This is a genomic window from Winogradskyella psychrotolerans RS-3, from assembly GCF_000427335.1.
GTDB classification, from domain to species: domain Bacteria; phylum Bacteroidota; class Bacteroidia; order Flavobacteriales; family Flavobacteriaceae; genus Winogradskyella; species Winogradskyella psychrotolerans.
Window position 1 is genome coordinate 55,610 of the sequence record NZ_ATMR01000139.1, and the last position, 25,928, is coordinate 81,537.

General features: G+C 34.1%; 15 protein-coding genes and 1 pseudogene. 7 read left to right on the top strand and 9 right to left on the bottom strand.

Going from position 1 to position 25,928, the window contains the following annotated elements:
* Positions 1 to 98: 98 nt before the first annotated feature.
* From ADIWIN_RS14730 to ADIWIN_RS14740, 4 genes are all read left to right on the top strand, one after another.
* Positions 99 to 1,640, top strand: coding sequence for an acyl-CoA carboxylase subunit beta (locus ADIWIN_RS14730; protein WP_020896212.1), 1,542 nt, complete (start codon positions 99 to 101; stop codon positions 1,638 to 1,640).
* Between the two features lie 163 nt (positions 1,641 to 1,803).
* Positions 1,804 to 2,034, top strand: coding sequence for a hypothetical protein (locus ADIWIN_RS21960; RefSeq protein ID WP_020896213.1), 231 nt, complete (start codon positions 1,804 to 1,806; stop codon positions 2,032 to 2,034).
* A 14-nt stretch (positions 2,035 to 2,048) separates the two neighbouring features.
* A complete protein-coding gene (locus ADIWIN_RS14735) occupies positions 2,049 to 2,771 on the top strand; it encodes a serine hydrolase (RefSeq protein ID WP_020896214.1) in 723 nt (240 codons plus the stop codon).
* 305 nt (positions 2,772 to 3,076) lie between these two features.
* Positions 3,077 to 5,881, top strand: a complete 2,805-nt coding sequence (locus ADIWIN_RS14740) for an Npt1/Npt2 family nucleotide transporter (protein WP_020896215.1) — start codon at positions 3,077 to 3,079, stop codon at positions 5,879 to 5,881.
* 21 nt (positions 5,882 to 5,902) lie between these two features.
* On the opposite strand, the gene ADIWIN_RS14745 is transcribed toward ADIWIN_RS14740, so the two are convergent.
* From ADIWIN_RS14745 to ADIWIN_RS14760, 4 genes are all read right to left on the bottom strand, one after another.
* Positions 5,903 to 7,162, bottom strand: coding sequence for a serine hydrolase (locus ADIWIN_RS14745; protein WP_020896216.1), 1,260 nt, complete (start codon positions 7,160 to 7,162; stop codon positions 5,903 to 5,905).
* A gap of 3 nt (positions 7,163 to 7,165) precedes the next feature.
* The gene (locus ADIWIN_RS14750; protein WP_020896217.1) at positions 7,166 to 10,072 is read right to left on the bottom strand and encodes a PEP/pyruvate-binding domain-containing protein; all 2,907 of its coding nucleotides are present in this window, start codon (positions 10,070 to 10,072) and stop codon (positions 7,166 to 7,168) included.
* Between the two features lie 192 nt (positions 10,073 to 10,264).
* Positions 10,265 to 12,037, bottom strand: coding sequence for an ABC transporter ATP-binding protein (locus ADIWIN_RS14755; protein WP_020896218.1), 1,773 nt, complete (start codon positions 12,035 to 12,037; stop codon positions 10,265 to 10,267).
* Positions 12,038 to 12,105: 68 nt separating this feature from the next.
* Positions 12,106 to 12,549 carry a DinB family protein gene (locus tag ADIWIN_RS14760; protein ID WP_020896219.1) on the bottom strand — a complete coding sequence of 148 codons (444 nt, stop codon included), beginning with the start codon at positions 12,547 to 12,549 and terminating at the stop codon, positions 12,106 to 12,108.
* A 136-nt stretch (positions 12,550 to 12,685) separates the two neighbouring features.
* Between ADIWIN_RS14760 and ADIWIN_RS14765 the strand changes: the two are divergent.
* A pseudogene (locus ADIWIN_RS14765) lies at positions 12,686 to 13,833 on the top strand (multidrug effflux MFS transporter).
* A 57-nt stretch (positions 13,834 to 13,890) separates the two neighbouring features.
* On the opposite strand, the gene ADIWIN_RS14770 reads toward ADIWIN_RS14765, so the two are convergent.
* Entirely contained in the window at positions 13,891 to 16,821 is a 2,931-nt protein-coding gene (locus ADIWIN_RS14770) for a T9SS type A sorting domain-containing protein (protein ID WP_020896222.1), read from the bottom strand.
* Between the two features lie 225 nt (positions 16,822 to 17,046).
* Positions 17,047 to 17,667: an L-threonylcarbamoyladenylate synthase gene (locus ADIWIN_RS14775; RefSeq protein WP_020896223.1), complete on the bottom strand. Its 621-nt coding sequence runs from the start codon at positions 17,665 to 17,667 to the stop codon at positions 17,047 to 17,049.
* Between the two features lie 50 nt (positions 17,668 to 17,717).
* Between ADIWIN_RS14775 and ADIWIN_RS14780 the strand changes: the two genes are divergently transcribed.
* Positions 17,718 to 18,584: an alpha/beta hydrolase gene (locus ADIWIN_RS14780; RefSeq protein WP_040757514.1), complete on the top strand. Its 867-nt coding sequence runs from the start codon at positions 17,718 to 17,720 to the stop codon at positions 18,582 to 18,584.
* Here ADIWIN_RS14780 and ADIWIN_RS14785 read toward each other — a convergent pair.
* Positions 18,581 to 20,920, bottom strand: coding sequence for an ATP-dependent helicase (locus ADIWIN_RS14785; RefSeq protein ID WP_040757532.1), 2,340 nt, complete (start codon positions 20,918 to 20,920; stop codon positions 18,581 to 18,583). The genes ADIWIN_RS14780 and ADIWIN_RS14785 overlap by 4 nt on opposite strands.
* A 133-nt stretch (positions 20,921 to 21,053) precedes the next feature.
* Here ADIWIN_RS14785 and ADIWIN_RS14790 point away from each other — a divergent pair, with 133 nt between their 5' ends.
* Positions 21,054 to 22,325: an amidohydrolase gene (locus tag ADIWIN_RS14790; protein ID WP_020896226.1), complete on the top strand. Its 1,272-nt coding sequence runs from the start codon at positions 21,054 to 21,056 to the stop codon at positions 22,323 to 22,325.
* On the opposite strand, the gene ADIWIN_RS14795 is transcribed toward ADIWIN_RS14790, so the two are convergent.
* Both ADIWIN_RS14795 and ADIWIN_RS14800 read right to left on the bottom strand, forming a co-directional pair.
* Positions 22,322 to 23,896 (bottom strand): hypothetical protein, encoded by a 1,575-nt coding sequence (locus ADIWIN_RS14795; RefSeq protein ID WP_020896227.1) that lies wholly within the window; start codon positions 23,894 to 23,896, stop codon positions 22,322 to 22,324. The genes ADIWIN_RS14790 and ADIWIN_RS14795 overlap by 4 nt on opposite strands.
* A gap of 139 nt (positions 23,897 to 24,035) precedes the next feature.
* The gene (locus ADIWIN_RS14800) at positions 24,036 to 25,787 is read right to left on the bottom strand and encodes a hypothetical protein (RefSeq protein WP_020896229.1); all 1,752 of its coding nucleotides are present in this window, start codon (positions 25,785 to 25,787) and stop codon (positions 24,036 to 24,038) included.
* Positions 25,788 to 25,928: the final 141 nt, after the last annotated feature.

The following is a 25,928-nucleotide window of genomic DNA, read 5'->3' on the forward strand; positions in this document are numbered from 1 at the left end:
GCAGTCTCAGTTTATAGAAATTCGAATGACAATTAAACAGCTAAACATATAATACATACAGCTTTGCGCCATTGCGCCTTTGCGAGAAACCATAAAGCATGAATAACAACATAAAAATCCTAAACGAAAAACTAGCTCTTGCCAAACTTGGCGGAGGACAAGCACGAATAGACAAACAGCATCAAAAGAAAAAATTAACAGCAAGAGAGCGCGTACTCTATTTATTAGACGAAGGTTCGTTTGAAGAAATTGGAGCCTTAGTCACGCATAGAACAAAAGATTTTGGGATGGCTGATCAGCAATTCTACGGAGATGGTGTTGTTACAGGTTACGGCACAGTTAACGGAAAATTGATATACATCTTTGCGCAAGATTTTACTGTTTTTGGTGGTTCATTATCTGAAACACATGCCGAAAAAATCTGTAAAATCATGGATATGGCTGTTAACGTTGGCGCCCCAATGATCGGGTTGAATGATTCTGGTGGAGCACGTATTCAAGAAGGTGTGCGTTCTTTAGGAGGTTATGCTGATATCTTTTACAGAAATGTTCAGGCGTCTGGAGTCATTCCTCAAATTTCTGCAATTATGGGCCCTTGTGCTGGGGGAGCGGTTTATTCGCCTGCAATGACCGATTTTACAATGATGGTTGAAGACACCAGTTATATGTTTGTAACAGGCCCTAATGTGGTAAAAACAGTGACTAATGAAGAAGTTACTAGTGAAGAATTAGGTGGAGCAAGTGTACATTCTTCAAAATCTGGAGTGGCTCACATTACATCGACAAATGATGTGGAATGTTTAGAGGATATCAAAAAACTCTTGAGTTATTTACCACAAAGCAATAAAGAAAAAGCTGACGATATTCCTTTTGAACTTAAGGATGAACTTAGAGATTCTTTAAATACAATAGTCCCTGATAACCCGAATAAACCTTATGATATGCATCAGGTTATAAAAGGTATTATAGATGAAGATTCTTTTTACGAAGTTCATAAAGATTATGCCGAAAATATTATTGTAGGTTTTGCCCGTTTAGGCGGAAAAAGCATTGGTATCGTAGCCAATCAACCTATGTTTCTAGCAGGAGTTTTAGATGTGAATAGTTCTAAAAAAGCAGCGCGCTTTGTGCGCTTCTGTGATTGTTTTAATATTCCTTTATTAGTACTTGAAGATGTTCCCGGATTTTTACCAGGTACTGACCAAGAATGGAATGGTATCATTGTCAATGGTGCAAAATTACTCTATGCATTTAGTGAAGCTACTGTGCCAAGAATTACAGTTATTACTAGAAAAGCCTATGGAGGAGCGTACGATGTAATGAATTCTAAACATATTGGAGCCGACATGAATTTTGCTTGGCCTAATGCCGAAATCGCCGTTATGGGAGCCAAAGGTGCAGCTGAGATTATTTTTAAACGTGAAATCTCTAAAGCAGACGATAAAGAAGCGAAATGGAAAGAGAAAGAAGCAGAATATGCCAAATTATTCGCGAATCCTTATAGTGCTGCTGAACGTGGTTTTGTAGATGATGTGATTCTACCTGAAAACACTCGACGCAAACTAATAAAAGCATTTAGTATGCTAGAAAATAAAGACGTTGTAAGACCTAACCGTAAGCATGGGAATATTCCATTGTAATCAAAACTCAAAACAAACAACCTAAAACACTAGTAAACAAACCTTTAAAACCTACAAAATGCTTAAAATATTGTGAAATATTTATGATTTAGACGAGTATCTAGTGACATCCATTGTATGTACCTTGCACGTATATTATTGAATTTATAAACTAATAAAACTCATGAAAAACATAGTTGTACTTATTTCCCTTGTTTTAGCTTATAGTTGTGAATCTCAAACATCTACAGAGCGCCTATATTCTAACGCAACTCAAGTTACACAATACAGCACAAACATTCAATTACCTATTGAGGTTAAGGATTCTTTAATAAAAATAGACGACCTTAGAAACCTTCAGTTACAATCCATATTAGAAAAAGAAATAAATAAAACAAAACTTGGAAAAATTTAGTAGCTAATAAATCTATGGCTATTGGTATTATAGATTTAACAGATTTAAATAACATAAAATACGCAGGCATCAATGATGAGAATATGATGTATGCCGCTAGCTTACCTAAGATTGCAGTATTATTAGCCGCAATGGATGCCATTGAAAAAGGAGAATTAGAAGATTCTCAGGAAATCCAAGAGGATATGAAACTGATGATTAGTAAATCTAATAATCAAGCCACAACTCGTATGATTGATCGTGTCGGGTATGCGAAGATTGAAGAGGTTTTAAGATCACCAGACAATCAACTTTATGATGAGGAAACAGGTGGTGGACTTTGGGTTGGCAAACGTTATGGAGGAGGTGGTGATACTAATAGAGAACCCTTAAAGCAACTTAGTCATGCTGCAACAACAAAACAAGTTTGTAATTTTTATTATCAAATGATAACAGGAAATTTAGTCACTGACGCCCGCTCTAGAGAGATGCTCGAGATTATGAAAAATCCTGCATTACACCATAAATTTGTAAACACTTTAGATAAAATTGCACCTAAGGCTGACGTATATAGAAAATCTGGATCTTGGAAAAATTACCATTCAGATTCTGCATTAGTATGGGGACCACAGAGGCATTATATTATGGTTGCACTGATAGATGACAATTCTGGCGAGACCATTATTAGAAATTTAGTACAGCCTTTAGAAAAAGCAATGAAAAAAGCACGTTCATTGACTAAGCCACAGAAAATATAATGCTCTAATCTATTATTGTAATAATTACAATCTATAAAAACGCTAGTTGCATCTACTTTTCGGAAGACCATCAAACTGAGCTTTACAAGAATCCAAAATAACGGAAACTAGTTGATCAAAAAATAAAGGCCTCTGATATTGTTGATTTAAGTGATCCAAGCATTAAAATTCTGTAAAATAATTCTGCAAAAGGTAAACACATTAATAGGTGTTTAATAAAACCTACAGAAAAGATCCTTAAAACAGAAGAATGCGTAGTCGCTAATAACTAAATTAGCAATATGCTTTACTAATGACCCCATTAAATGTCTGTATTACACATTTTAAAAAAATATATACTCAAAGTATTTGACTTAAAAGAAGAAGAGTTACCTAAAACACTGCTTCTTCAGTTAAATATATTTATTATTATAACGACACTCTTAATTGTAAAGCCTACAATTAACTCCTTATTTTTATCCGAATTAACGGCAGATGCACTTCCACTAGGTTATATATTAACAGCTGTAATGGCGGTTATTGGGTCCTTTTTTTATAATAAAGCCTTAGAAAAATATCCTTTAAATATTATCATTGATCGTACCTTAATTGGTTCAGTCATGTCCCTAATTCTATTCTCGATCGCACTAAATTTTAATCTTGCTGCTGGGCCCCTACTATACATACCCTATGTTTGGGTTGCTATTTTTGGTTTATTAACGGCATCACAGTTTTGGATCCTTGCTAATCTAGTTTACAACGCAAGAGAAGCAAAACGTGTGTTTGGTTTCATTGGTGCAGGTGCCATTGCTGGAGGGATTTTTGGTGGTTATTTAACATCAATATTGACCACTTTTTTGAATACGGAAGATTTATTATTCGTAGCTGGTGCATTACTCGCTATCTGCATTCCCATAACACGCTATATTTGGAAAAATGAAGTCGTTAAGCTGAATACGTTTCAAGTGGCTTTGAGGTCTGATCCTAAAACAGATTCTCCTTTTAAACTCATTAAACAATCAAAACTATTAAAACTAATCGCTATCGTCATCGGAATCAGCGTTTTAATAGCTAAACTAGTTGATTACCAATACAGTGACTATGCCTCTCGCCTCATAGAAAACCAAGAAGATCTAACTTCCTTTTTTGGATTTTGGTTTTCTACATTAAGTGTTATCTCATTATTGATTCAGTTGTTTTTAACTCAAAGAATCGTTGGAACTTTTGGTGTTGGAAAATCTCTACTCTGGTTACCTTCAGGTATTTTAATAGGGTCTATTTTGTTATTGATTATTCCTCAACTTTGGGTCATTGTTTTTATAAAAGTTGTGGATGGTAGTTTAAAACAATCGGTTAATAAAGCAGCTACGGAATTACTGTCTATTCCTATTCCTATCGATATAAAAAAGAAAACAAAAACGTTTACAGACGTGGTGGTTGATAGTATTGCAACAGGTTTAGCTGGTTTTATTCTTATCTTTTTTATTAACGGACTAGATATCGCATCGACTTACATCAGTTTAATTATCATCGCTTTAATTATTATTTGGCTGTATTTTATATATCATCTTAGAATAGAATACATTATTTCATTTAAAAAACTGCTAGAAATTTCACCAGAGAAAAAAGAAAAAACAACTAAAAAAGATATTAAGGTCACCTCTATTATTGATACTGTTATTCGGGTTTTAAAGGATGGTAATGACAACCAAGTGTTGCACATGCTTCAAAAAACACTTGAGGTAAAAGATGAACGTTTTTTCACTGCGATAAAAAGTCAACTTAACAATTCATCCCCAAAAATACGTGCATTGGTTATTGACAATTTATACTTTTTAAGAACTGAAAATCTAAGTTCTCAAATAGAAACTATGATTCACGATACGGATCAACAGGTCACCACAGTTGCCTTCAGATATTTACTAAAACATTATAACAAAAACACCGAAGAATTATTTAACAAGTACCTCTATAGTGACGATAAGACTATTGCCAATGCTGCATTAGTCGGACTGTCATTAGAATTAAGAAACAACCAATTATTACAGCATCGCTTTAGTTTAGAAGACAAAATAAAAACAGCTTTAACCCAGTATTCTGAACTAAATTCTCAGGATGATAAGAACCATAAAATATTAGCAATTCTTGAGGCTATTGGTAATGCTAAAGTAGAACGGTATTATGACATCATAAAAACTCAGCTAAAATCAGATCATTTAGAAATCTTAAATATGGCAATTCTAAGTGCTTCAAAAACTTTAGATATACAATTTCTAGATGCTATAATTTCTTATCTATCCGGTAAAGACACTCGGAAAAATGCTATTGAAGCGCTAACGTTTTATGGTGAACCCATTATTGATATTCTTGCTGAAAAAATTAAATCTGAAACCATCGAATTAGAAGATGCGCATTATGCCATTTTAGTCATTGAAAATTTCGCTTCTCAAAAAGCTATCAATACTTTAATAAAATTAACCGGCGACACCGAACACACTATTAAGATTGAAGCGATTGAAGCTTTAAGACGACTTAAATGGAAACATAACAACCTACAAATTAAGGATCAATTTATAGTAGATAAAATTTTGGATGAATGTCATTTATACCAAAATACGCTTGCTGTAATTCATTCTCAAATTGTGATTCGTTATAAATCGAAAAATCAAACAGAAGAATCAAAAGACATCGATGAAGCGAGAAAAGGGCTTATCAATTTATTAGAACTGCGATTAGACCGACAATTGCAGCGAATATTCAGATTTTTGGGTATAAAATATCCTCCCAATGATGTGGATTCTATTTTAAATACCATTCTTAAAGGAAAAGAAGAACAACGTATACTTGCCATTGAATTCTTAGAGAATATTCTAGATAATCAACTCAAAAAAGAATTGATTCCTGTGGCTGAATCTATTTTAATAGGCATCCGATCTGAAGAAAATCTTAAAAAATTAAACTTAAAAGTATTAAGCGAAATAGAATGCTACAGTGAATTATTAAAAAGAAAGGATTTAAAATTAAAACTTGCCGTCCTCTATCTCATTGAAAAATCTAACGACCCAAAATTCAATCCGTTATTAGAACTTATTTTAATTACTGATAACAATCCGAAAATTAAAAAAACATAAAAGAGATACTTAATACTACAACTACTTCGTAATCACTTTATCTATACTAGAAGCCAACATCATATGATCTGTACCTGAATTTTTTCGCAACACATTGGTCATTAAAGCTACCATGTATTTACAGTTATCTGGATGTTCTACTATCACAACAGAATTCATAAAATTAGTAACGTTACCCATATATTTTCCACAAGCTTCACCTTTACTTCGGTCGCATTTATAAAGGCTTCCAGATTTAAAATAAACAGCCGCATCTTTTAATGCTGGCGATTGTGCGTATCTAATTCTTCGGTCTGTCATATACATTAAACGTTTCATTTCTAAACTAGACGCTTCGTCAACAATATTACCTTGTTCTAATTTTATTAAAAATTTCATTAATCCCAAAGGAGAACCTATACTTCCATCCTTGCCATCAACATAGGTATTAGCACCTCTTGTAAAGAAGCTTCCTAATCTCCATTCATCTTTAGTAATGCCTAACGCTCTTAATGGCAAATTAACCACATCATTACCTAAATCCGTTAACTCTCTTCTGTTAGCAGTTTTAAAATAAGCATCCGCTTCGTCTTGTGTTAATGCTGGATATTTATCTCCAAAAATTTGCATCAGCAAAACCTCTCTCCAAACAATACTTGCTGCACCATTATTACTTACAGATAGCATGTGGTCAGCCCATTCAAAAAGTGTAAAAACATCACTAGCAATTACCTGACGCTTTACTAATTTTTTAGTTTCAATATTATAAATAGGAATGGTATGTTCATCCGTTAATCCCCAAACTCCTGCTCTAACAGATTTTGATCTCAGCAAGTCTAATCGTTTTTCAAAATCATCGGGATAAATCTTAGCCAACTGTGTAAAAAGTCCGGTTAATACAGCTAATTTACCTACACTGCCTGGTTGGTAACCCGAAGTTTCATTTCGTTTGGCATAACGTAAACTATCAGGATTAGAAATGTCTAATACCGCAATAGAATAACTTTTATCTAAGCCTTTAAATAAACTACTTATTTCTTTTTGAAAAGCATCATCGACAACGAGAAAAGACCCCATACTATCTGCTTTTTTAGATGTGAGATTTAAGTTAATATCCATATAAGACTTCATTGCTCCAGCTGGTAATTTAGCTGCATCAACAAGTTCTCCACTTTTAATTAACTCAAGCCGTTTTAGGCGCTTTATTCCTGTATGTGTATAACCATCAATTGGGTAATAATTTAAGGTCGTAAATGCCGTACACAAAACGAATAGAATAAGAATGAGACTTAATTTTTTCATCTTTTAATTTATGTTTTTTGAAAGTAAAATTACTTTCGACTTATTAATTTTTGGAGTAATAGATTCTAAATACTCAGAACTTAATGCCTTTTTGTTTTCTACAAATGGTCGAATTTGAAACAACCATAATTTATTATCCTTAAAACCAAGCTCCACATCATACGCACCTTCATAATCTGAATTGGTTTCTTTAGGAATAGAAATTCTAATCGTTTTTGCTAAAGCTCGTATTTCATTAATATTTTGGATATTTAAAACAAAATCATCAAAAGTTGAAGTTTGCTTTTCCATACCTCCTGTAATTGGTAACCTGTTGAAATATGATTCTCTCGCAGGCGCTAACAACTGGAAGCCACCCTCATTTTTAATCAGATAGGTTTCTGCTGATTGTCCATCAACCGCTCCACCTGCTCCTCTACTAAATGCTACTGTGAGATCATTATCGTTACTGTTACTAATACCTTTAGTAATTAAAACACCAGAATAATCGACATCTACACTAGGAATTACCAAAATAGAAGGAAATACATTTTCAGGATTCAACAGATATTTTTGTCTCCATTTAAAACTGCGTTCGGTATATGGTGAGGCCCAAACATCTTTGATACCTTCAATAATTTTAGCTTTATCTGCAACGTTAAATAAGGTAAGGTTTAAACCGGCTCCTGTAAATTCTTTTAAATCTTCCATATTAGTATCACTGCGCAAAAACACAGGTACATCACCCATTTCATTCCCTAAAATTGATTTAAAATCTTTTTCAAGTTCTGAAAGAAACTCAGGTTTCATTGGCATTTTCTTTATGGCAACTCTTAAGATTTCTAATTGCGATAACTGATAGGCTTCAATTTCAGCATCACTATTATCTTGTGACATCTGTTCTGCTTTTGCGAACATTGTGTTTAAAAACTCCCAATATGTTTTATTTTGATCTGGCATTTGTTGATCCATATGACTTTTAAAAATTCCGAAAGGAATCACAAGACCTTCAACTACTTTATCAGGAAACATTTTTTTGAGCTGTCCTAAATTGGCTGCTTTTGGTCCGCATAATTGTCCGGAATCACTAGCATCAACACTTCTAAGGTTTAGAATATTTGTTTCATCTAATCTGATTTTTTCAATGGGCACAGCAATTTTTCCTTCCTTTCTCTCTTTTTTCACAAACAACGAGCGCTCGCTTTCTGTCATATCCTTTTCGAGCTTCATGATGATGTTTCCTTTATTAGAAACCGCATAAAAAACCGTCTCACCATTATATTTTAAAAGACTCTGTAGATTATCATCTGATAATGCTGCATTCGGAATGCCTAAGTTTCTAGCTAATAGTTGCACATGTGATACCATATTCCCTTCAGAAACTGTAGCTATACCTGCAATAGGTTTTAGATCGGAAGGTGAACGCTGAAAAATATATATTTTATTAGATGATACTTCTATGTCTTCAGGTGATCCAGAAACCACAACTAATTCACCCAAAGCATAACCAGGATTTAAACCTCTAAAGCCACTTTGATTTGGGACATCTAAAACTTTGTTAGTTAATGATGATTCTTTTGCAATAAAATCACCTAAATCGCTGACTGCTTTTCCTAAGTGTAAAGCTACTGAACCTCTAATCTTATCATCAATAAAACCATAAGCCAAAGGCTCAAAAGCGGTAAATTGATCTACAACATGCTGGTAATTGGCTTTGACCATAGACGAACTCCACTCTACTTGACGCCGAGCATTTTCTAGAATTTGGGTTAACTCATCTAAGGTCATCGTTTTATTTTCCGATGGCTTAATACCTAAATCTAATTCTTGCCATTCTGATAATTCTACATAACCAGCACCTGCAGTTGCTAAGCCTAAATAGCATATTTTATTCAATAACTCATCAACGGTCTCAGTTTCCCAATCTTGAGCAGTCTTAAAAACGATTTCTTCTAATTTAAGTGATACATCTAATAACTGTAACCGTTTTGCTCCACTCGTTTCAGTAATCACTGCTTCACGAATATCATAAAGTAATTGTGATGATTCTTCAATAAGCTTGGATGGTTCTGACGTATTAGAATTAGAACTTATAAAGCCATTTATTTTTAAACCAATCTCTGTGTTCTTAAGCGCAGTAGTCTGTTTTGCCAATGCTGAAACATCTACTGGTTTAAAAAAGAGCGTCATCGTCGCAATTAATTCATCTATTTTCTTTCCATTTGCGGAAGATATTTTAGAGGTATTTGCTTGCTTGAAGTTTTTAACTTTCTGAATATCCGAAGCTTCTGGTAAACTATGAATCTTAACACGTAAATCCATAAACTCAGGAATTACATCAGAAATCACCTTAGATTGACTGCGCATTACTTGTGCAACATTATCATCACCACTATGCGGAATGTCTTTTAAAGACTGTCTAATTAAAAAATAATTTTGTTTAAGATTAGTGTCATTCGCTAATAACCATTTGTAGAATTCGATTCCCCAGGCCTCTTCATCTTCCGACTGAATTGAGCCTCTATAAAATTGTCCTTTTTGATTTACCCATCCATTATCAATAGTTCTTAAATACTTATCTAATTGGTATTGTTTAAGACGCGAATGATTATGCTTTACATCCCAAAACTCAGCAGCATCGGTATAGGCTAATATTTGACCTAAATAAATATGATTGGTTTTGCCTAAGTTGACAACTGCATCTTTATAGCGTGCATGCTGAACTCCTGGCCCAATATTTTCTGGACAAGGATCTTTTGGTTGACGCAAACTTCCATCTGTACAGAACCATCGAATGTCCTTATAAGGACCACGAACATCATTTTTATAAGTGGAGATTAAATCTTTTATTTGGTCATTTGATACACTCTGAGAACACACAAAAGTTGAGAATCCCAATAGGAAAAGTGATAGTACTATATATTTTTTCATAACTTGATTTATCGCTACTTAATATACATCAAAACTAGCACCTATTTGCAATCAAAATCACTGATATTATATAAGTTATTGACAATAATCGAATTAAATCACGTGAAATCAACAGAGCGAATTCATATCGTAACAGTTGGAATTTTAATCTTTTATATATCCTTTTAGAATCAAACTATTTTCTGTAATTACTTATATCTTAGCTTGAAAAGTATATAAATCGTAATAACGGCCTTCAGCTTTTAGTAGCTCATCGTGAGTTCCGCGTTCTGCAATTCGTCCATTTTCTATCACTAAAATCTGATCTGCTTTTTTAATGGTACTTAAACGGTGTGCAATCACAATCGTCGTTCTATTATTAGTTAATTCTGATAAACTTTTCTGAATTAAGCCTTCACTTTCTGTATCTAAGTTAGACGTTGCTTCATCTAGAATTATGATTTTAGGATCTGCTAGAATGGCTCTCGCAATGGCAATTCTCTGACGTTGACCACCAGACAGCTTTACACCACGTTCACCAATTAACGTTTCTAAACCGTCATCAAAACGATCTGTAAATTCATTGACATAAGCCGCTTTTACTGCATTTTGTAATTGTGCTTCCGTGGCATTAGGTCTTGGAAACATAATGTTTTCTTTAATAGTGCCTTCAAACAAAAATTCATCTTGTAGCACGACTCCTAAATTCCGTCTAAAACTACTTAATTTCACTTTAGATAAATCTTGCCCATCAATGGTAATGATTCCTGAATCAGGATTTAAAAATGTAGCTGATAAACCAGCAATAGTTGATTTACCGGATCCTGAACTTCCAACTAACGCTATCACAGATCCGGATGGTGCTTCGAAATTAATATTGTGTAACACCGGTTTTCCTTCTTCATAAGCAAACGTCACATTATCGAATTTTATGTCACCTTTCAATGTTTCTAATGCGATAGTTCTATCTTCTTGCTCATCTTCCGTAGCTAAATTCATTAATTCTTCAGTACGATCTAAGCCTGCTAAAGCTTCCGTTAATTGGCTACCAATGTTACTCATTTGCACAATTGGTGCAATCATAAAGCCTAAAATTAAAGTGAAGAATAAAAATTCACCTGCAGTCATATCGCCTAAAATCATGTAATAACCACCAATTCCCATAATTCCTGTGGTTGCTACTCCAATTAAGAATGTTGAAGAACTCGTCATTAAAGCGGTTGCTGTTAAACTCTTTTTTACGTTTTCATACAAACGTTCTACACCTTTTTCAAAGACTTGGTTTTCCTGCTCTTCAGCATTAAACGCTTTAATTACGCGTACTCCTGCTAATGTTTCGGTTAATCGCCCGGTAACTTCAGCATTAATCTTCCCACGATTTCTAAAAATGGGTCTAATATATTTGAAGGCTTTTAAGGCAACGATTCCGAATAATGACAGTGGTACAAAGACGAATAAAGTCATCCATGCATTTAGTTTTATCAAAATCACCATAGAAACAATAGCTGTAAACGTACCACCTACAAGTTGTACCAGTCCTGTTCCTATTAAATTTCGCACACCTTCTACATCACTCATTATACGTGATACCAATGCACCTGATTTTGTATTATCGAAAAAACTAATCGGTAAGGACAATACTTTCTTTTGAACTTGTGCTCGTAATTCTGAAATGAGATATTGTGCCTGAACACTCAGAATACGCGTTAATAAAAATGACGTAACGGCTTGTATTAAAATAGCTACCAATACAATACCAATAAGTGTATAAAGCCCATCAAAATCTTTATTTGGCACCACATCATCTAGCAATACCTTACTTTGCCATGGTAAAATTAGTCCAGATAAACTACGAATCACAATAAGTATTAAACCAACAAGAACCAACTTCCGTCTTGGCCAAATAATGGTCTTAAAAGCGGTTGCCATAGTTACTTTTGGCTTATCTGTTTTAGATCGTTTTGGTGAATCTTTATAGTGTTGCATCCTTATTTTAAAATTTGCACAAAGATACGTTTACAAATCCCCTAAAGTAGCAATCCGCAAACCGAAATTTAATCTAATAGACGTCTGTGAAAATTAATCTGACCTAAGTGGTAAGCTAAATGTGTGCTTAAATGCACTAAAAAATATTCGGTAGTCATCGGTTCTTTAAAAACTTGCAGTTGATATTCCTTTTGTAAATCTTCAGGCGTTACAATTTTTAAAGTGCGCTCTACGGCAAGTAAAGTATCTTCAATTTGTTTAATTAGTTCGGATTTGGGAACATCTTTTAATGAAAATTCTAAATCGCGTTGTCTTACATATCCTGTATTACCCAAAACGGATCCAATAAAATGATTTATATTTCCGATAAGATGAAGACATAAACTTCCGGCAGAATTAGTAACTGAACCTTCTATTTTCCATATATGAGAATCGGTCTTATACAGTTCAATTTCTTCAATTAATTTATTAAGATCTCGCTTAAATAATTTTAATAAGGTATCAGTTAGCATACTATGTAATTATTAAATATAAATATCCGATTTTAGAATAACATGAATCTAAAAGTAGGTTATATATATCTTACTTTTGCACCATGGAAAACAAAAAAGGTCGCAATTAGAATTTGTAGTATTAATGGCAGCATTGATGTCTATTGTTGCTTTATCTATTGATGCACTTTTACCTGCATTGCCAGAAATTGGAGAATATTTAAGTAGTGTGAATGAAACTGAAAACCAAAAGCTTATTACAGCCATATTTTTGGGACTGGGATTCGGACAACTTGTTTTTGGACCATTATCAGATAGTTTTGGACGAAAGCCAATGGTTTATTTGGTTTTGGCGTGTTTATAATTGCTTCTATTATTTGTATTACCACAAGGAATTTTGAAGTTATGCTTTTGGGAAGGGTTCTTCAAGGTGTAGGGTTATCATCACCCAGAACTATGAGTATTGCTATTGTAAGAGATTCTTACGAAGGCGATCACATGGCAAAAATTCTATCTGTTGTGACTATGACTTTTATTTTAGTTCCAGTTATTGCACCCATGTTAGGTCAGTTTTTATTGGTGCATTTTGGATGGCAATCTATATTTATTGTTAACCTTATCTTTGGATCTTTAGTTATATTCTGGTTTTGGAGACGCCAACCCGAAACGCTTCACAAAAAATATCAGAAGACCTTTCGGTTAGCCATTTTTAAATCTGGAGCCATTACGTTCTTTAGAATAAAATCTGCGGTTATCTACACCTTACTTTCAGGATTGGCCACAGGCTCTTTTATGGTCTATTTAAGTACATCGCAACAAATTTTTCAGGTGCAGTATGATTTGGGTAACATGTTCCCTTATATTTTTGCCAGCTTAGCGGTGACCATTGGTCTCGCAACGTTTTTAAATAGTGCCATTGTTATGCGTTTTGGCATGTGGAATTTGGTGAATATTGCCTTACTGGTATTTGTGATTAACTCTTTAACTTATGTCATCATATTCTGGTCTGGTGTAAATCCACCAATAGAAATTCTCATTATATTTTTAATGCTTCAATTTGCGAGTGTAGCGTTCTTATTTGGAAATTATAGAGCTTTAGCTATGCAACCTATGGGACACATTGCTGGTGTAGGATCTGCGCTTAATGGTTTTATATCTACCATAATGGCTGTACCAATTGCTAATTATATTGGTAGTTTTGTAAAAACGTCTGTCTTACCGCTTTTTATCGGTTTTTTTGTAACAGGAATTATTGGTTTGGTTTTATTCTATAGTGTAAAGAAACCAATAAGAGTGAAAGCTTAATATTTAAATTATCGCTTTCACTCTTTAGTTACATTTAATACATGGGGTATACCCTGCTTATTTCAATATTACTTTTTGTGTTTTGTTCTGTGTTTTATTATTTAATTCTACAATATAAACACCTGTACTTAATCCACTCACATCAATGGCTTGAGATGTACTAGATGTCATTAAATTTTCCGAAAGAATTACACGTCCTTGTAAATCGTAAATCGTAGCCTTAGTTGCACCTACTAACTGACCTGCAACAACAATTGTTTTATCGGCCTCGTTAGTATAAATATTTAATTGGTTTAAAGTATTATCTACTGTAGATAATGTGCTATTTGAAACATGTAAGTAAAAACGACCTGTACCACTTAAGTTAGTGCTAGGAGTTAAGGTATAATCACCAGAATTTAACAATGTTGTGGTGTTAGTAACAGTATCCTCTAAATATACATTTACCGTATTTGGTAATGTCGATTGTGAAATGGTAAACGAAATTTGCTCACCTTGATTAGCATTCACACCAAGTGGAATAGTAACATCACTTAAATTTGAAGTATTTAAAGATTGAAGTGCAAAATTAACGTCCTCATTATCTTCTACTAATTGAGAGTAAAGCGCAAATGTAGGTGCAGCACCAAATACTTTAGCATCATAGCCTGCATCTAACCCTAAACTAGAACCTTCATTAAAGTAGAAACTTGTCCTGTAAGCAGCAGAACCTACAAGATCTAATTTAAGATTATAACTGATAGATGGTGATCTGCCTACTATATAATCATCAGAACCAATTAATGTTCTCATATCTGTAGTACTAGACGTTCCATTATTAAAAACAACATTATCTGTAGCGTTTTTAGCAGCAATTATAAATCCTTGACCAGGTGCAATATTAAACATCCCAGTTTCAGTCTCAGCTCCAATAGTGGCAAAATTTATAATTGTAAAATTACCTGTAGTAGCTACACTTCCTGTAGAAGCTCCATTGCTCTTATAACCATAAATGGCTATAGCATCCTCATCTAAAACAGCTGTGTTAACTGTTAAAAATTCTGAAGCACTAAGATAACTTGGGTAAGGGTTACCAACTAAATTCCATTGATTTCCACTAACAGGATTACTAATAGGAGCACTAATATTACCTGTAACGACATCGCCTGTAAAAGTTAATACTTGGTCGCTAGTTGTAGTTGCCGCTCTATATCCTTTTCCTGTTTCTAAAGCTGTAGTTGCGTTTACTGCAAAATTCTCATAAGAAGTAACATCTACAGTGTTATTATAAGGACCAAAAGCATATACCGATCCATTGGACGCAAGTTTGGTAGCGTTTGTTGGTGAACCAAGATTTATAAAAGCATCAAATGTAAGTCCACCAGCTGGTCTTAATGGTAAAGCGATTAAGTCGTTTCCACCACCTGCACTTGTACCTACTATATTTACATGACGGTCATAGTTTATCGTACCAGAAATAGTACCGTTTAAAATTAAACTTGAATAACTATCAGATTCCGATGTTAAAGTCATAGCATCGGTAACCGTTAAAGTAACTCCAGAATCAATAGTTAAGCTTGCTCCTGCTTCTACCAATACTGATTTTACATCTGCATCTGCAGTAAGAACTGCATTCGTACCTGATTTTATGATCAACCCATAACATGTATCTGTGCCATCTGGAGCACCTGAGACTGCTGAACCTTTAAAGTAATCCGTACCATCCCAAACAATATCAGAAATGAAACTTAATGTAAAATAATCGTCGTCAGCAAAAGAAACACCTGTTGCTGTTGCTATATTTCCTGAAACTGTTAAATTATAAGCTGTTGATGTAGCAAAAGTATCATTGTTATCTACTACTAATTGTAAGCCTTGACAGCCTTCTAAAGCTGCACTAATAGTTGTAATGTCAAATTCTACTGTTACCGTACCTAAATCTCCGGTTTTACTAACACGCCACTTTGACGTTAACTCTTGAGAATTGTTGGTTGCATTTAATGCAAAATCATATGCTGGGTCTTTAGTATCTTCTCCCCAAAACAAATACTCGCTATCATTTAAATCTGAAGCAGCATTGATACTAACAATTCCTGTTCCTCTAGAAGCTGAATGATTAGAACCATCTGATGCTTGGCCAATACCTGCTACGTTGTGGTCAAAATCTCCATTACCAGTATTATCTTGTGCATAAAAATCTTTAGAACCGTCTAAAGCTGTACCGTATTTTGCAGATAGATAATTTTCAACAATTGTTGTTTCTGCTAGATTAAGTGATCTTTTGTATAAAATAACTTCAGCTATGTCTCCGTTGAAACTATCAGCCGATTGTCTACCAATACCAAAATCACTGAAACTTTGTAAAGTACCATTATATCCTATTGTACCAGAAATTGTTGCATTTACATATTGATTTATAGCTGTACCATTGAAATTTTGTGTAATAATATACGGGGTACTATTAGCTAAGATTATTCCTGTATTTTTGTCAAGAGTCCTTGCAACCCTATTAAATTGAACTCCTCTTCCCCACACACGTCCATTATCACTAGCCCACATGCCAATAGATTTATCTTCTTGTGGACCTGCAAATGCAGTTCCAGACGGTCCTGCTTGAATAATACCCCCAGTGCCACCACTAAAAGTTGTTGCTTTTAGAACGACAAATAAACTTACTTGATCGCTATGTCCTATACCAGTTGCTAGAATTCTATCATCATTACCATCAAAATTTAACGCTGAATAGCCATTTAAAGCATTTGTTTTTAATTTAGGTTGATAACTTCCATTACTCTGTAAGGCATTGTTACCGTTTCCTGATGCATCAGTCCATTGTTGTATCGATGAGTTATTAGAAGCTGGAGTTACACCTGCATCTGTATACGTACTATTTTCGGCCTTTAGCCATATTTCGTTATCTGTTGTGACTCCGCCTGGTCCTGTTTGAGAGAAACTGTAAGTTGATACTAGTAAAGAAAGGGCTGTGTAAATTTTTGCTTTTGTGTTCAAAATTTTAAGATATATTAATTAATCAGTCGGTAAACGTACAAAAAAATACCACAAAAAGCAAATAAACACGTTTAAGTGTTGTTGTGCGTAAGAAAAAATAAATAAATTGTACAATTTATTTATTCTCATTTTATATAAAGAATACTAATATAACACTCATTATTGGATTGGATTGGTTTTATTCTATAACGTAAAAAACTGACATGAGCATAGTCTAAAACCTGTCTAAAAGATCTCCAAACTCCCTTTGCCTTCTCTTATCACAATAGGCTCTTCTTCCGATAAATCTATAATAGTGGATGCTTCGTTATCTCCATAACCTCCATCAATTACTAAATCGACTAAATTATTCCATTTTTCAAGGATTAACTCTGGGTCTGTAGTGTATTCTAAAACATCATCATCGTCTCTTATAGAAGTAGAAACGATTGGATTACCTAAAGCTGCAACTATTGCCAATGCTATAGAATTATCTGGAACTCTGATTCCGACTGTTTTTCTTTTTTTGAAAGGGTTGGGTAAATTTTTAGATCCTGGTAAAATAAAAGTATAAGGTCCAGGCAAGGCACGTTTCAGAATTTTAAACGTTGTGGTATCAATCTGCTTGACGTAATCACTTAAATTACTTAAATCTTCACAAACGAATGAAAAATTAGACTTTTCTAGCTTTACCCCTTTTATTTTAGCAATACGCTCTAAGGCTTTTATATTGGTGATATCGCAACCCAAACCATAAACGGTATCGGTAGGATAAATTATTAATCCACCATTTTTTAATACTTTAACTACTTTTTGAATCTCTTTAGGATTCGGATTTTCTGGGTATATTTTAATAAACTCCGCCATAATATGTATCTTTCAAATACGTTATACAAAGTAACTATATTTTTTTCAATATGAACCATTTAAAACTTGTATTCATCGTTTTATACTCAATTTCAATAGTGACGTCTTGCGCTTCTGAACGTTCTGATGATGATGATGGAATAGAACCGTTAAACACGTCAGAGTCTTACGAAGACCTTAATATTTCTTATGGCAATGATGACGAGCAGGTTTTTGATCTGTATTTACCAGCAAACCGAACAGCTGACACTAAAACAATTATTTTGGTTCATGGAGGAGGTTGGACTTCTGGAGATAAAACAGACATGACTGATTTTAAGAATTTTATTAAAGATCAAATGCCAAGCTACGCTGTTGTAAACATTAATTACCGATTAGCAGATGAAAATAATTCACCTTACCCAATGCAGATTAATGATATTACGAGCGTTGTTAATTGTCTAAAAAACAATGAAGCACATTATACCATTTCAAATAACTTAGGTTTTGTAGGAGTTAGCGCTGGTGCCCATTTATCCTTATTATGGAGTTATGGGTTTGACACTGAAAACCAAGTTAGAATGGTTTGTAGTATTGTTGGCCCCACAAACTTTACAGATCCTGCTTACTTAAACAACACCAATGTAGTGCTGCAAGAGCTATTAGATACTTTTGGAATTGATACAGCAACAGATTTTTTAGAAGAAGTTAGCCCGTATCATAAAGCCACGGCAACATCTCCTCCAACTATTTTATTTTATGGCGGAGAAGATCCTTTAATTCCAATAACTCAAGGTACGACCATGCGAGACAAGCTCGAATCACTTAACGTTACACACCAATTCACACTGTATCCTAATGAAGGACACGGATGGACAGGACTAAACTTGTTAGACACAACTCTAAAACTGAAAATATTTATTGAAACGTACCTTTAGTCTTGCTTTGTTCTCAATATTTCAAGCTTTGCAAAACGTAAGAGCAGTTTTTTAGTATCTCCATTCAGAAATTTAATTTCAGCTTTTGCATCAGCTCCTGTACCTTCAATTGTCATCACTTCACCTCTACCAAATCGATCGTGATTAACAGTGTTACCAACTTCTAATTTAGTATTAAATGAGCCTGATACCTCTTCCGTATCTGCTAGTGGCTTCATCTTTTTTGGTGTACTAATTTGAAATTTCTCAGGTTTCTTCTTAGACTCTTTTCTCAAAATTTTTGCTGTTTTTGGTTTCGCGAATCGAATGCGATTAGGTTCAATATCTCCAAATATAGATTGATCTAACATCGGATTACGTTGTTCTCTTAATGGTGTTACTATATCTACAAACTCCTCGTCTATTTCTTCAATAAATCGACTTGGTTCTGCGTCTATTAATTTCCCCCATCGGTAACGCGATAAGGTGTATGTTAAATAAGCTTGCTTTTCTGCTCTCGTTAAGGCTACGTAAAATAAACGTCGTTCCTCTTCTAATTCACTACGCGTATTCATACTCATACCACTTGGAAATAAATCTTCTTCCAAACCAACGATGAATACATGACCAAATTCTAATCCTTTTGCTAAGTGAATAGTCATTAAAGCGACATGATCTGGATCTCCTTTATCTCCATCTAAATCTGTTGCTAAGGCAATATCTTCTAAGAATTCGGCTAAAGAATCGCCTGCATCTGCCAATTCTAATTGACCTTCAACGAAATCTTTAATACCGTTTAATAATTCTTGAACGTTATCCATTTTCACCACACCTTCTGGTGTCGCATCCTTGTTAAGTTCTCTTATTAATCCACTCGTTTTAGTAACGTGCTCTGCTAAATCAAAAGCATTTGCTGTCTGATTCATCACTTGGTAACTTTCAATAAGCGTCACAAAATCTCTCAACTTATTTTTAGTTCCACCATTGATATTGATATCAATACTATCTAAATTTTTTAAGACTTCAAAAATAGTTTTACCATAACCATTGGCTGCTACAATTAAGCGATCTACTGTAGTTTGGCCAATTCCTCTTGCTGGATAATTAATAACACGTTTTAGAGCTTCTTCATCTGAAGGATTTAAAATTAAACGCAAATACGCCGTTAAATCTTTAATCTCCTTTCGTTGGTAAAATGATAGACCTCCATAAATACGATAAGGAATATCTCGTTTACGCAACGCATCTTCAATAGCTCTAGATTGTGCATTAGTTCGATATAAAACGGCAAAATCACTGTTGTGAAGTTGCTCATTCATTTTGGTTTCCCAAATAGTACTAGCCACATATCGGCCTTCATCACCATCCGTTAAAGCACGATGTACTTTTACCTTTTCACCCTCATCGTTGGCGGTCCAAACTATCTTATCTAATTTAGTTTTATTGTGTTCTATAACAGAGTTTGCTGCACCAACAATACATTTTGTAGAACGGTAATTTTGTTCTAATCGGTACATATTTACACCGTCGTAATCTTTTTGGAAATTTAAAATATTACTAATGTTTGCACCACGGAAGGCATAGATACTCTGCGCATCATCACCTACAACACAGATATTCTGAAAACGATCGGCTAATGCTCTAACAATTAAATATTGTGAATGGTTGGTATCCTGATACTCATCTACCAATATGTATCTAAATCTGTTTTGATATTGTGCTAAAACTGCAGGGAAACGTGTAAGAAGCTCATTAGTTCTTAACAACAAATCGTCAAAATCCATCGCTCCTGCCTTAAAACAACGATCTACATATTCTTTGTAAATCTCACCGATTCTAGGACGTCTAGCCATTGCATCGGCTTCCATCAATTCTGGGTTTTTATAATACGCTTTTACAGTAACGAGGCTATTTTTATAAGACGAAATTCGGCTGTAAACCTGCTTGGTTTTATAAATATCTTTATCGAGTCCCATTTCTTTAATAATAGAACCCATTAATTTTTGTGAATCTTGTGTATCGTAAATAGTAAAATTGCTTGGAAAACCTAAATGATGCCCTTCAAAACGTAAAATCTTAGCAAATACAGAGTGAAATGTACCCATCCAAAGGTTCTTAGCTTCACCATCACCAACGATATCAGCAATTCTGCCTTTCATTTCTTTGGCTGCCTTATTTGTAAAGGTCAATGCCAAAATATTAAAGGCATCTACTCCTTTGCTCATTAAGTAAGCAATACGAAATGTGAGCACACGTGTTTTTCCAGAACCGGCTCCAGCAATGATAATCATTGGGCCATCAATCTGTACAGTAGGCGCTAATTGAGCCTCATTAAGTTGACTAAGATACTTTTCCAAGCTAAAATTTTTTGAAGGAGTAAAATTACGCATAGTCCTATAGTTTACCGCATGTAAATGCTATAAATTATAAACAAACTATAAAAAAATGTAGTTTATTAAAATTCAATATCTTAGTAGAAATATTTATTACATGAAAAATTTAACTGTACTCCTCGTCTTTTTATCGCTGTTTTCTAATGCTCAAAATTCCATGGAAAGCGATATTAATGCTATTGAAGAAAAAATGATAGCCTGGAGACATCATTTTCACCAGAATCCCGAATTATCAAATAGAGAGTTTAAAACGGCTAAAAAAATAGCAGAACATTTAAAATCTTTAGGATTAGACGTTGAAACTGGTATTGCCAAAACCGGTGTTGTTGGGCTTTTAAAAGGTGATCACCCCGGAAAAGTTATTGCTTTACGAGCAGACATCGACGCGTTACCTGTTACAGAACGAAACAATCTACCTTTTAAATCTGTAGTAAAAACTACATTTTTAAATACCGAAACAGGAGTGATGCATGCTTGCGGACACGATACGCATATTTCCATTTTAATGGCTACAGCAGAAGTGTTATCTAAACATAAAGACAAAATAAAAGGAACTATAAAATTCATCTTTCAACCCGCAGAAGAAGGCCCTCCACCAGGCGAAGAAGGAGGTGCTAAATTGATGATTAAAGAAGGCGTTTTAGAAAATCCGAAAGTAGATGCGATATTCGGACTTCATATTGATTCTGGAACTCCTGTTGGTTCTATAACTTATAAAACGGGTGGCATTATGGCTGCAGTAGAGCGCTTTGTCATTGATGTAAAGGGGAAACAAACGCATGGATCTCAACCTTGGTCAGGAGTCGACCCGATTTTGATTTCTGCAAAAATAATAGATGGCTTGCAAACCATTATTAGTCGTGAATCTGATTTAACCAATGAAGCTGCGGTAATTACTGTTGGTAAAATTACGTCTGGTACACGATTTAATATTATTCCAGAATCGGCAGAAATGATTGGAACTGTTAGAACTTTAGATCCAAAAATGCGTGTTCACATTGAAAAACGAATGACAGAAATGGTGGAAACAATTGCCAAAGCTTATGGTGGTGAGGCATCTATTACATTTCAAAATTTCACGTCTATTACATATAATGATCCTGACTTAACGGCACAGGTATTACCTTCTTTACAAAAAGCAGCAGGTGACTCTAATGTTTCAATTATAAAAGCAACAACTGGTGGAGAAGATTTTTCATATTTCCAAGAAGTTGTGCCTGGTGTTTACTTTTTCTTAGGAGGTATGACGCCTGGAGCTACGGAATCATTTCCGCACCACACTCCAGATTTTAAAATTGATGATAGTAGTATGTTACTCGGAGTTAAAGCATTTACGCAACTGACATTAGATTATTTGAATAGTCATTAATCTTTCTTTTCGTCTCCATCGCCTGCGAGGGCAGAAAGTAAGCCCGCTTTAACATTTAACCATATAAAGTTAAATACGGATTTATTGGTTTCACGTTCGACATCTTCGGATTGCCCGTAACGGTAATTATGTTTATCATCTTCACTATCTTTTGAAACGAATAGATTGACGATGCTAGATAAAAATTTGTTCTTTTCCTTGCCATCTTTTTTCAAAATTGAAACTTCAAAATCATCATATTTCATTTTGATATCGATGCGAGACGTTCTTGGATTACCACTAATGGTGAAATAGGTTTGTTGTAATTCTCCATTTAAATCGACATAAAGATTCGGTTGTGTAAATTGATCCATTTGTTTGGCATTAAAAAATCCTAAATCGGCTTTAAATGTAAATTGATCCGTAGTGTCGGCAACTTTAAAATTCCAATTCACTTTTAAAGGTGAATCATTCATAAAAGTAGTTTGTATCTCAATCGCTGTATCATCGTTTCCAAAGGTGTTCCCTAATTTCGCAAATGTGGCATTTAGGTTTGTAAAATCTAAACGACCTGCTTGTTCTTCGGCATTCACTTTTTCGAGATATGAAATACTTCCATCTGTAATTTCAACCATATCTAAGCCTAAATCAAAAGTCAAATCTCTGAGTGACGTTCCATAGAGTGCTTTATACGTTAAATCGTCTGCAACTAATTTATCTCTGTATATTTCTGCTACAGGTGCAATTAAATCTACCTTTTTTGAAGTAAAGTAAAAGGCATCATTCGTATTAAAGCCAAAATCCATATCCGAGATATTAATTTCTTTCACATTCAGGTTGAAATGATCGCGCTCCGTTTTTAAAACTGTTGAATACTCCGCTTTTGAATATTTTGTTTTTAGTTGGAAATTTTTAAATGTCGCTTTATCATTAGTAACATGCATGGCATCTAATATGAGATCATCATACGTATTGGTCGCCCATTTTACATTTTCAGCATTTAACTCAAAATCAGTATAGGTAATTTTCTTATTTGCTTTTGAAGCTTTCGGATTGATTTGAAAGTCTAATACTTCGAAATTAAGATTCGGAATACTCAAAATTATAGAGTCGCTTTCATAATTCGTTATTAAAACATCTGCCTTATTAATCGCTATTTTTTCGGCATGAATAACCTGTTTGATTTTATCTAGAAAGCTACTTTGGTAATCCTCATTCTTAACAACTGAATTATGCTTATATTTTGCAATAAGCTCATCTATAACAAGAGATTCAATGGTTATTTTATCATTAAAAAGTAAATCCCAATAGCCAACATCATTGATCGCTATAGATTTAAGTTTTGCATCTAAGATGGTGTTATTGGTTGTTTCTCCTGAGACAAGGATTGTTGGCGATTCCACCTCAACATTACCTGTCCATATATTAGCATTAATAGATGTGTATTCGATTTTAGTAGATTCGGATACATTTTGAAGCTCCTCTCCTATTTTTTGTTCAATAAAACTATTTGCTAAAAATGATAGTAGTATAGTAACGATTGTAATAATAGCTATTACAATGATGGCTTTTTTATATTTTGGTTTTGTCATTTTATCTTATCCTAAAATATTATGCATGAATTTACCAAAACGCTTTTAAAAGTATTAACCAATACCCATTTTATGTTAACTCAAAAAAAGCCATTTCAAAATATGAAATGGCTCTTTAGGTTGTATTCTTCTTTTTCTATTAACTATCTCTTAGAACATGAATAGTGATTGCTAAGTTTTTTACGACACCACTCGTATCCGTATAGGTCCCAGTTATAGTCATATCGACATAACCTCCTATTGGTCCAAAATTTGATATAGTAAATTGCAGCGTATCTGGTGCATTATAATCCATATCTAACATAGACGATTGTACCCAAAAGTCTGGAGTTGTATAGGTACCTGATGTGGTTGTATCACCACCTACTCCAATTGAACCATCTTCGGATTGACTTGATATTACAAACATACCGTTTACTGGTCCTTCTTGATACGCATAGAGATCCAATAAAAGATATTCTGCAGGATCACTATCTACTTGCACAGAAATAAACTCCGTAACCGAACTACAAGCCATGATACTACCAACATTAGGTGTACTTAAATTAAAAGGCAAAACGGTTGTTGATTGCAATGCATCGTAATCTACTCCTTCTAATGAAAACGTATTTATGGAAGCACATTTAATAATATTCATTGCAAAAGCTCCATTAGTAACTTCAGCCAATGCCTCTTGATGTCCGTAATTTAAATTCACATAACCATCCGTAACATTAGCATTACTACAGTTTACTAAGTTACCTGATATTACTTCCGTTACAGTACCTGAAAGCACAATGTCGCCATAATTAGTATCCGTTGAAAATGGGCCTATAATTGTTGAAAACACTACTTCTCCACACTGATCATATGCCGTTAGCGTTATGGTTTCGTTTGCAGGAATTAATCCACAAATTTCACCATTTGCATTAGAGAAACCTTGTCTAGGATAAACCTCACCAGCTCTTCCTAATGTTACTTTTACATTAGAAATTGGTGTGTTTGTATCATCTACAACATTTAAACAGAATGATACCGTTGGAAATTGCGCATCACAATTCCACCAAGAAAAATGAGAAACTTCTCCAATATATACACCACCAATTAAATCGGCTTCACCATCTTCTACCCAATAACCATTGACCTCATCAAAATGCCATAATGGAATTGTTGAAGGTGCGATTCCACTTTGCGCAGGATCTAATGGCATGTGTATTTCTGCGACATGACCATCGGCAATATTTAATGTTTGTCCAGACTCTCCTTTTAACTCCACATTTAGCATACCATACGTTTCTAGTAATTGTTCATCATCATTACTATTTATGGCTTGTAAATTTCCTGGCATTACATCGTATACATTAGCATGTGCAGGATCTAGATGATACATATACACATCAACATTACCAGAGTAAGCGTTTCCATCTTCATCTTTAAAAGCACCATCAAATTTTACTTTAGCGCCATTAGTTAAAGACACTTCACTATTTGTTCCTGAAGACACCGAACCTGTAAGATTTTTAGCAACAAGCATAATTTGCACGTTGCTCATACCTTCTGTAGGTACTACCGTTTTTAAGCCTGTAATAAAACCTGCTTTTTCTGCGATTACGTAGGCCTGTCTTTCTTTGACTTGTGCATCGCTAATCATAAAAACACCATTAGCATCAGTTGACGCTACTTTGTTTCCAATTGTAATACTTACATTACTTAAAGGCATAGACGATTCATCTACTATTTTGCCCATAAAATCTCTTTGAATATTTATACCTTGGTCTATAGCACCTATTTCATTATTGCCATTACCTGAAGGAATATCTATACCTTCCTCTTTTTCACAGGATGTAAATAGAACGCTAAACACTAGAACTAATGCTAGTGAAATTTTTGAAATTGCTTGTCTTGTTTTCATATTGTTTTATTTAAAAAGTGTTTTTAACGTATTATCACCCTTATATAAAAACAAGCTTATGTTTGTTACCCAATTTTTAAAATTTTATTATTGAAACTTCCTAATCAACGCATTGAGATTGCATTCTGTTTCAGTAATATT

Coding starts and splice junctions, on each gene's coding strand:
- ADIWIN_RS14750 (WP_020896217.1), bottom strand. CDS start 10,072: ATGAAAAAATATATAGTACTATCACTTTTCCTATTGGGATTCTCAACT.
- ADIWIN_RS21960 (WP_020896213.1), top strand. CDS start 1,804: ATGAAAAACATAGTTGTACTTATTTCCCTTGTTTTAGCTTATAGTTGT.
- ADIWIN_RS14755 (WP_020896218.1), bottom strand. CDS start 12,037: ATGCAACACTATAAAGATTCACCAAAACGATCTAAAACAGATAAGCCA.
- ADIWIN_RS14790 (WP_020896226.1), top strand. CDS start 21,054: ATGAAAAATTTAACTGTACTCCTCGTCTTTTTATCGCTGTTTTCTAAT.
- ADIWIN_RS14760 (WP_020896219.1), bottom strand. CDS start 12,549: ATGCTAACTGATACCTTATTAAAATTATTTAAGCGAGATCTTAATAAA.
- ADIWIN_RS14775 (WP_020896223.1), bottom strand. CDS start 17,667: ATGGCGGAGTTTATTAAAATATACCCAGAAAATCCGAATCCTAAAGAG.
- ADIWIN_RS14780 (WP_040757514.1), top strand. CDS start 17,718: ATGAACCATTTAAAACTTGTATTCATCGTTTTATACTCAATTTCAATA.
- ADIWIN_RS14745 (WP_020896216.1), bottom strand. CDS start 7,162: ATGAAAAAATTAAGTCTCATTCTTATTCTATTCGTTTTGTGTACGGCA.
- ADIWIN_RS14740 (WP_020896215.1), top strand. CDS start 3,077: ATGTCTGTATTACACATTTTAAAAAAATATATACTCAAAGTATTTGAC.
- ADIWIN_RS14730 (WP_020896212.1), top strand. CDS start 99: ATGAATAACAACATAAAAATCCTAAACGAAAAACTAGCTCTTGCCAAA.
- ADIWIN_RS14795 (WP_020896227.1), bottom strand. CDS start 23,896: ATGACAAAACCAAAATATAAAAAAGCCATCATTGTAATAGCTATTATT.
- ADIWIN_RS14735 (WP_020896214.1), top strand. CDS start 2,049: ATGGCTATTGGTATTATAGATTTAACAGATTTAAATAACATAAAATAC.
- ADIWIN_RS14800 (WP_020896229.1), bottom strand. CDS start 25,787: ATGAAAACAAGACAAGCAATTTCAAAAATTTCACTAGCATTAGTTCTA.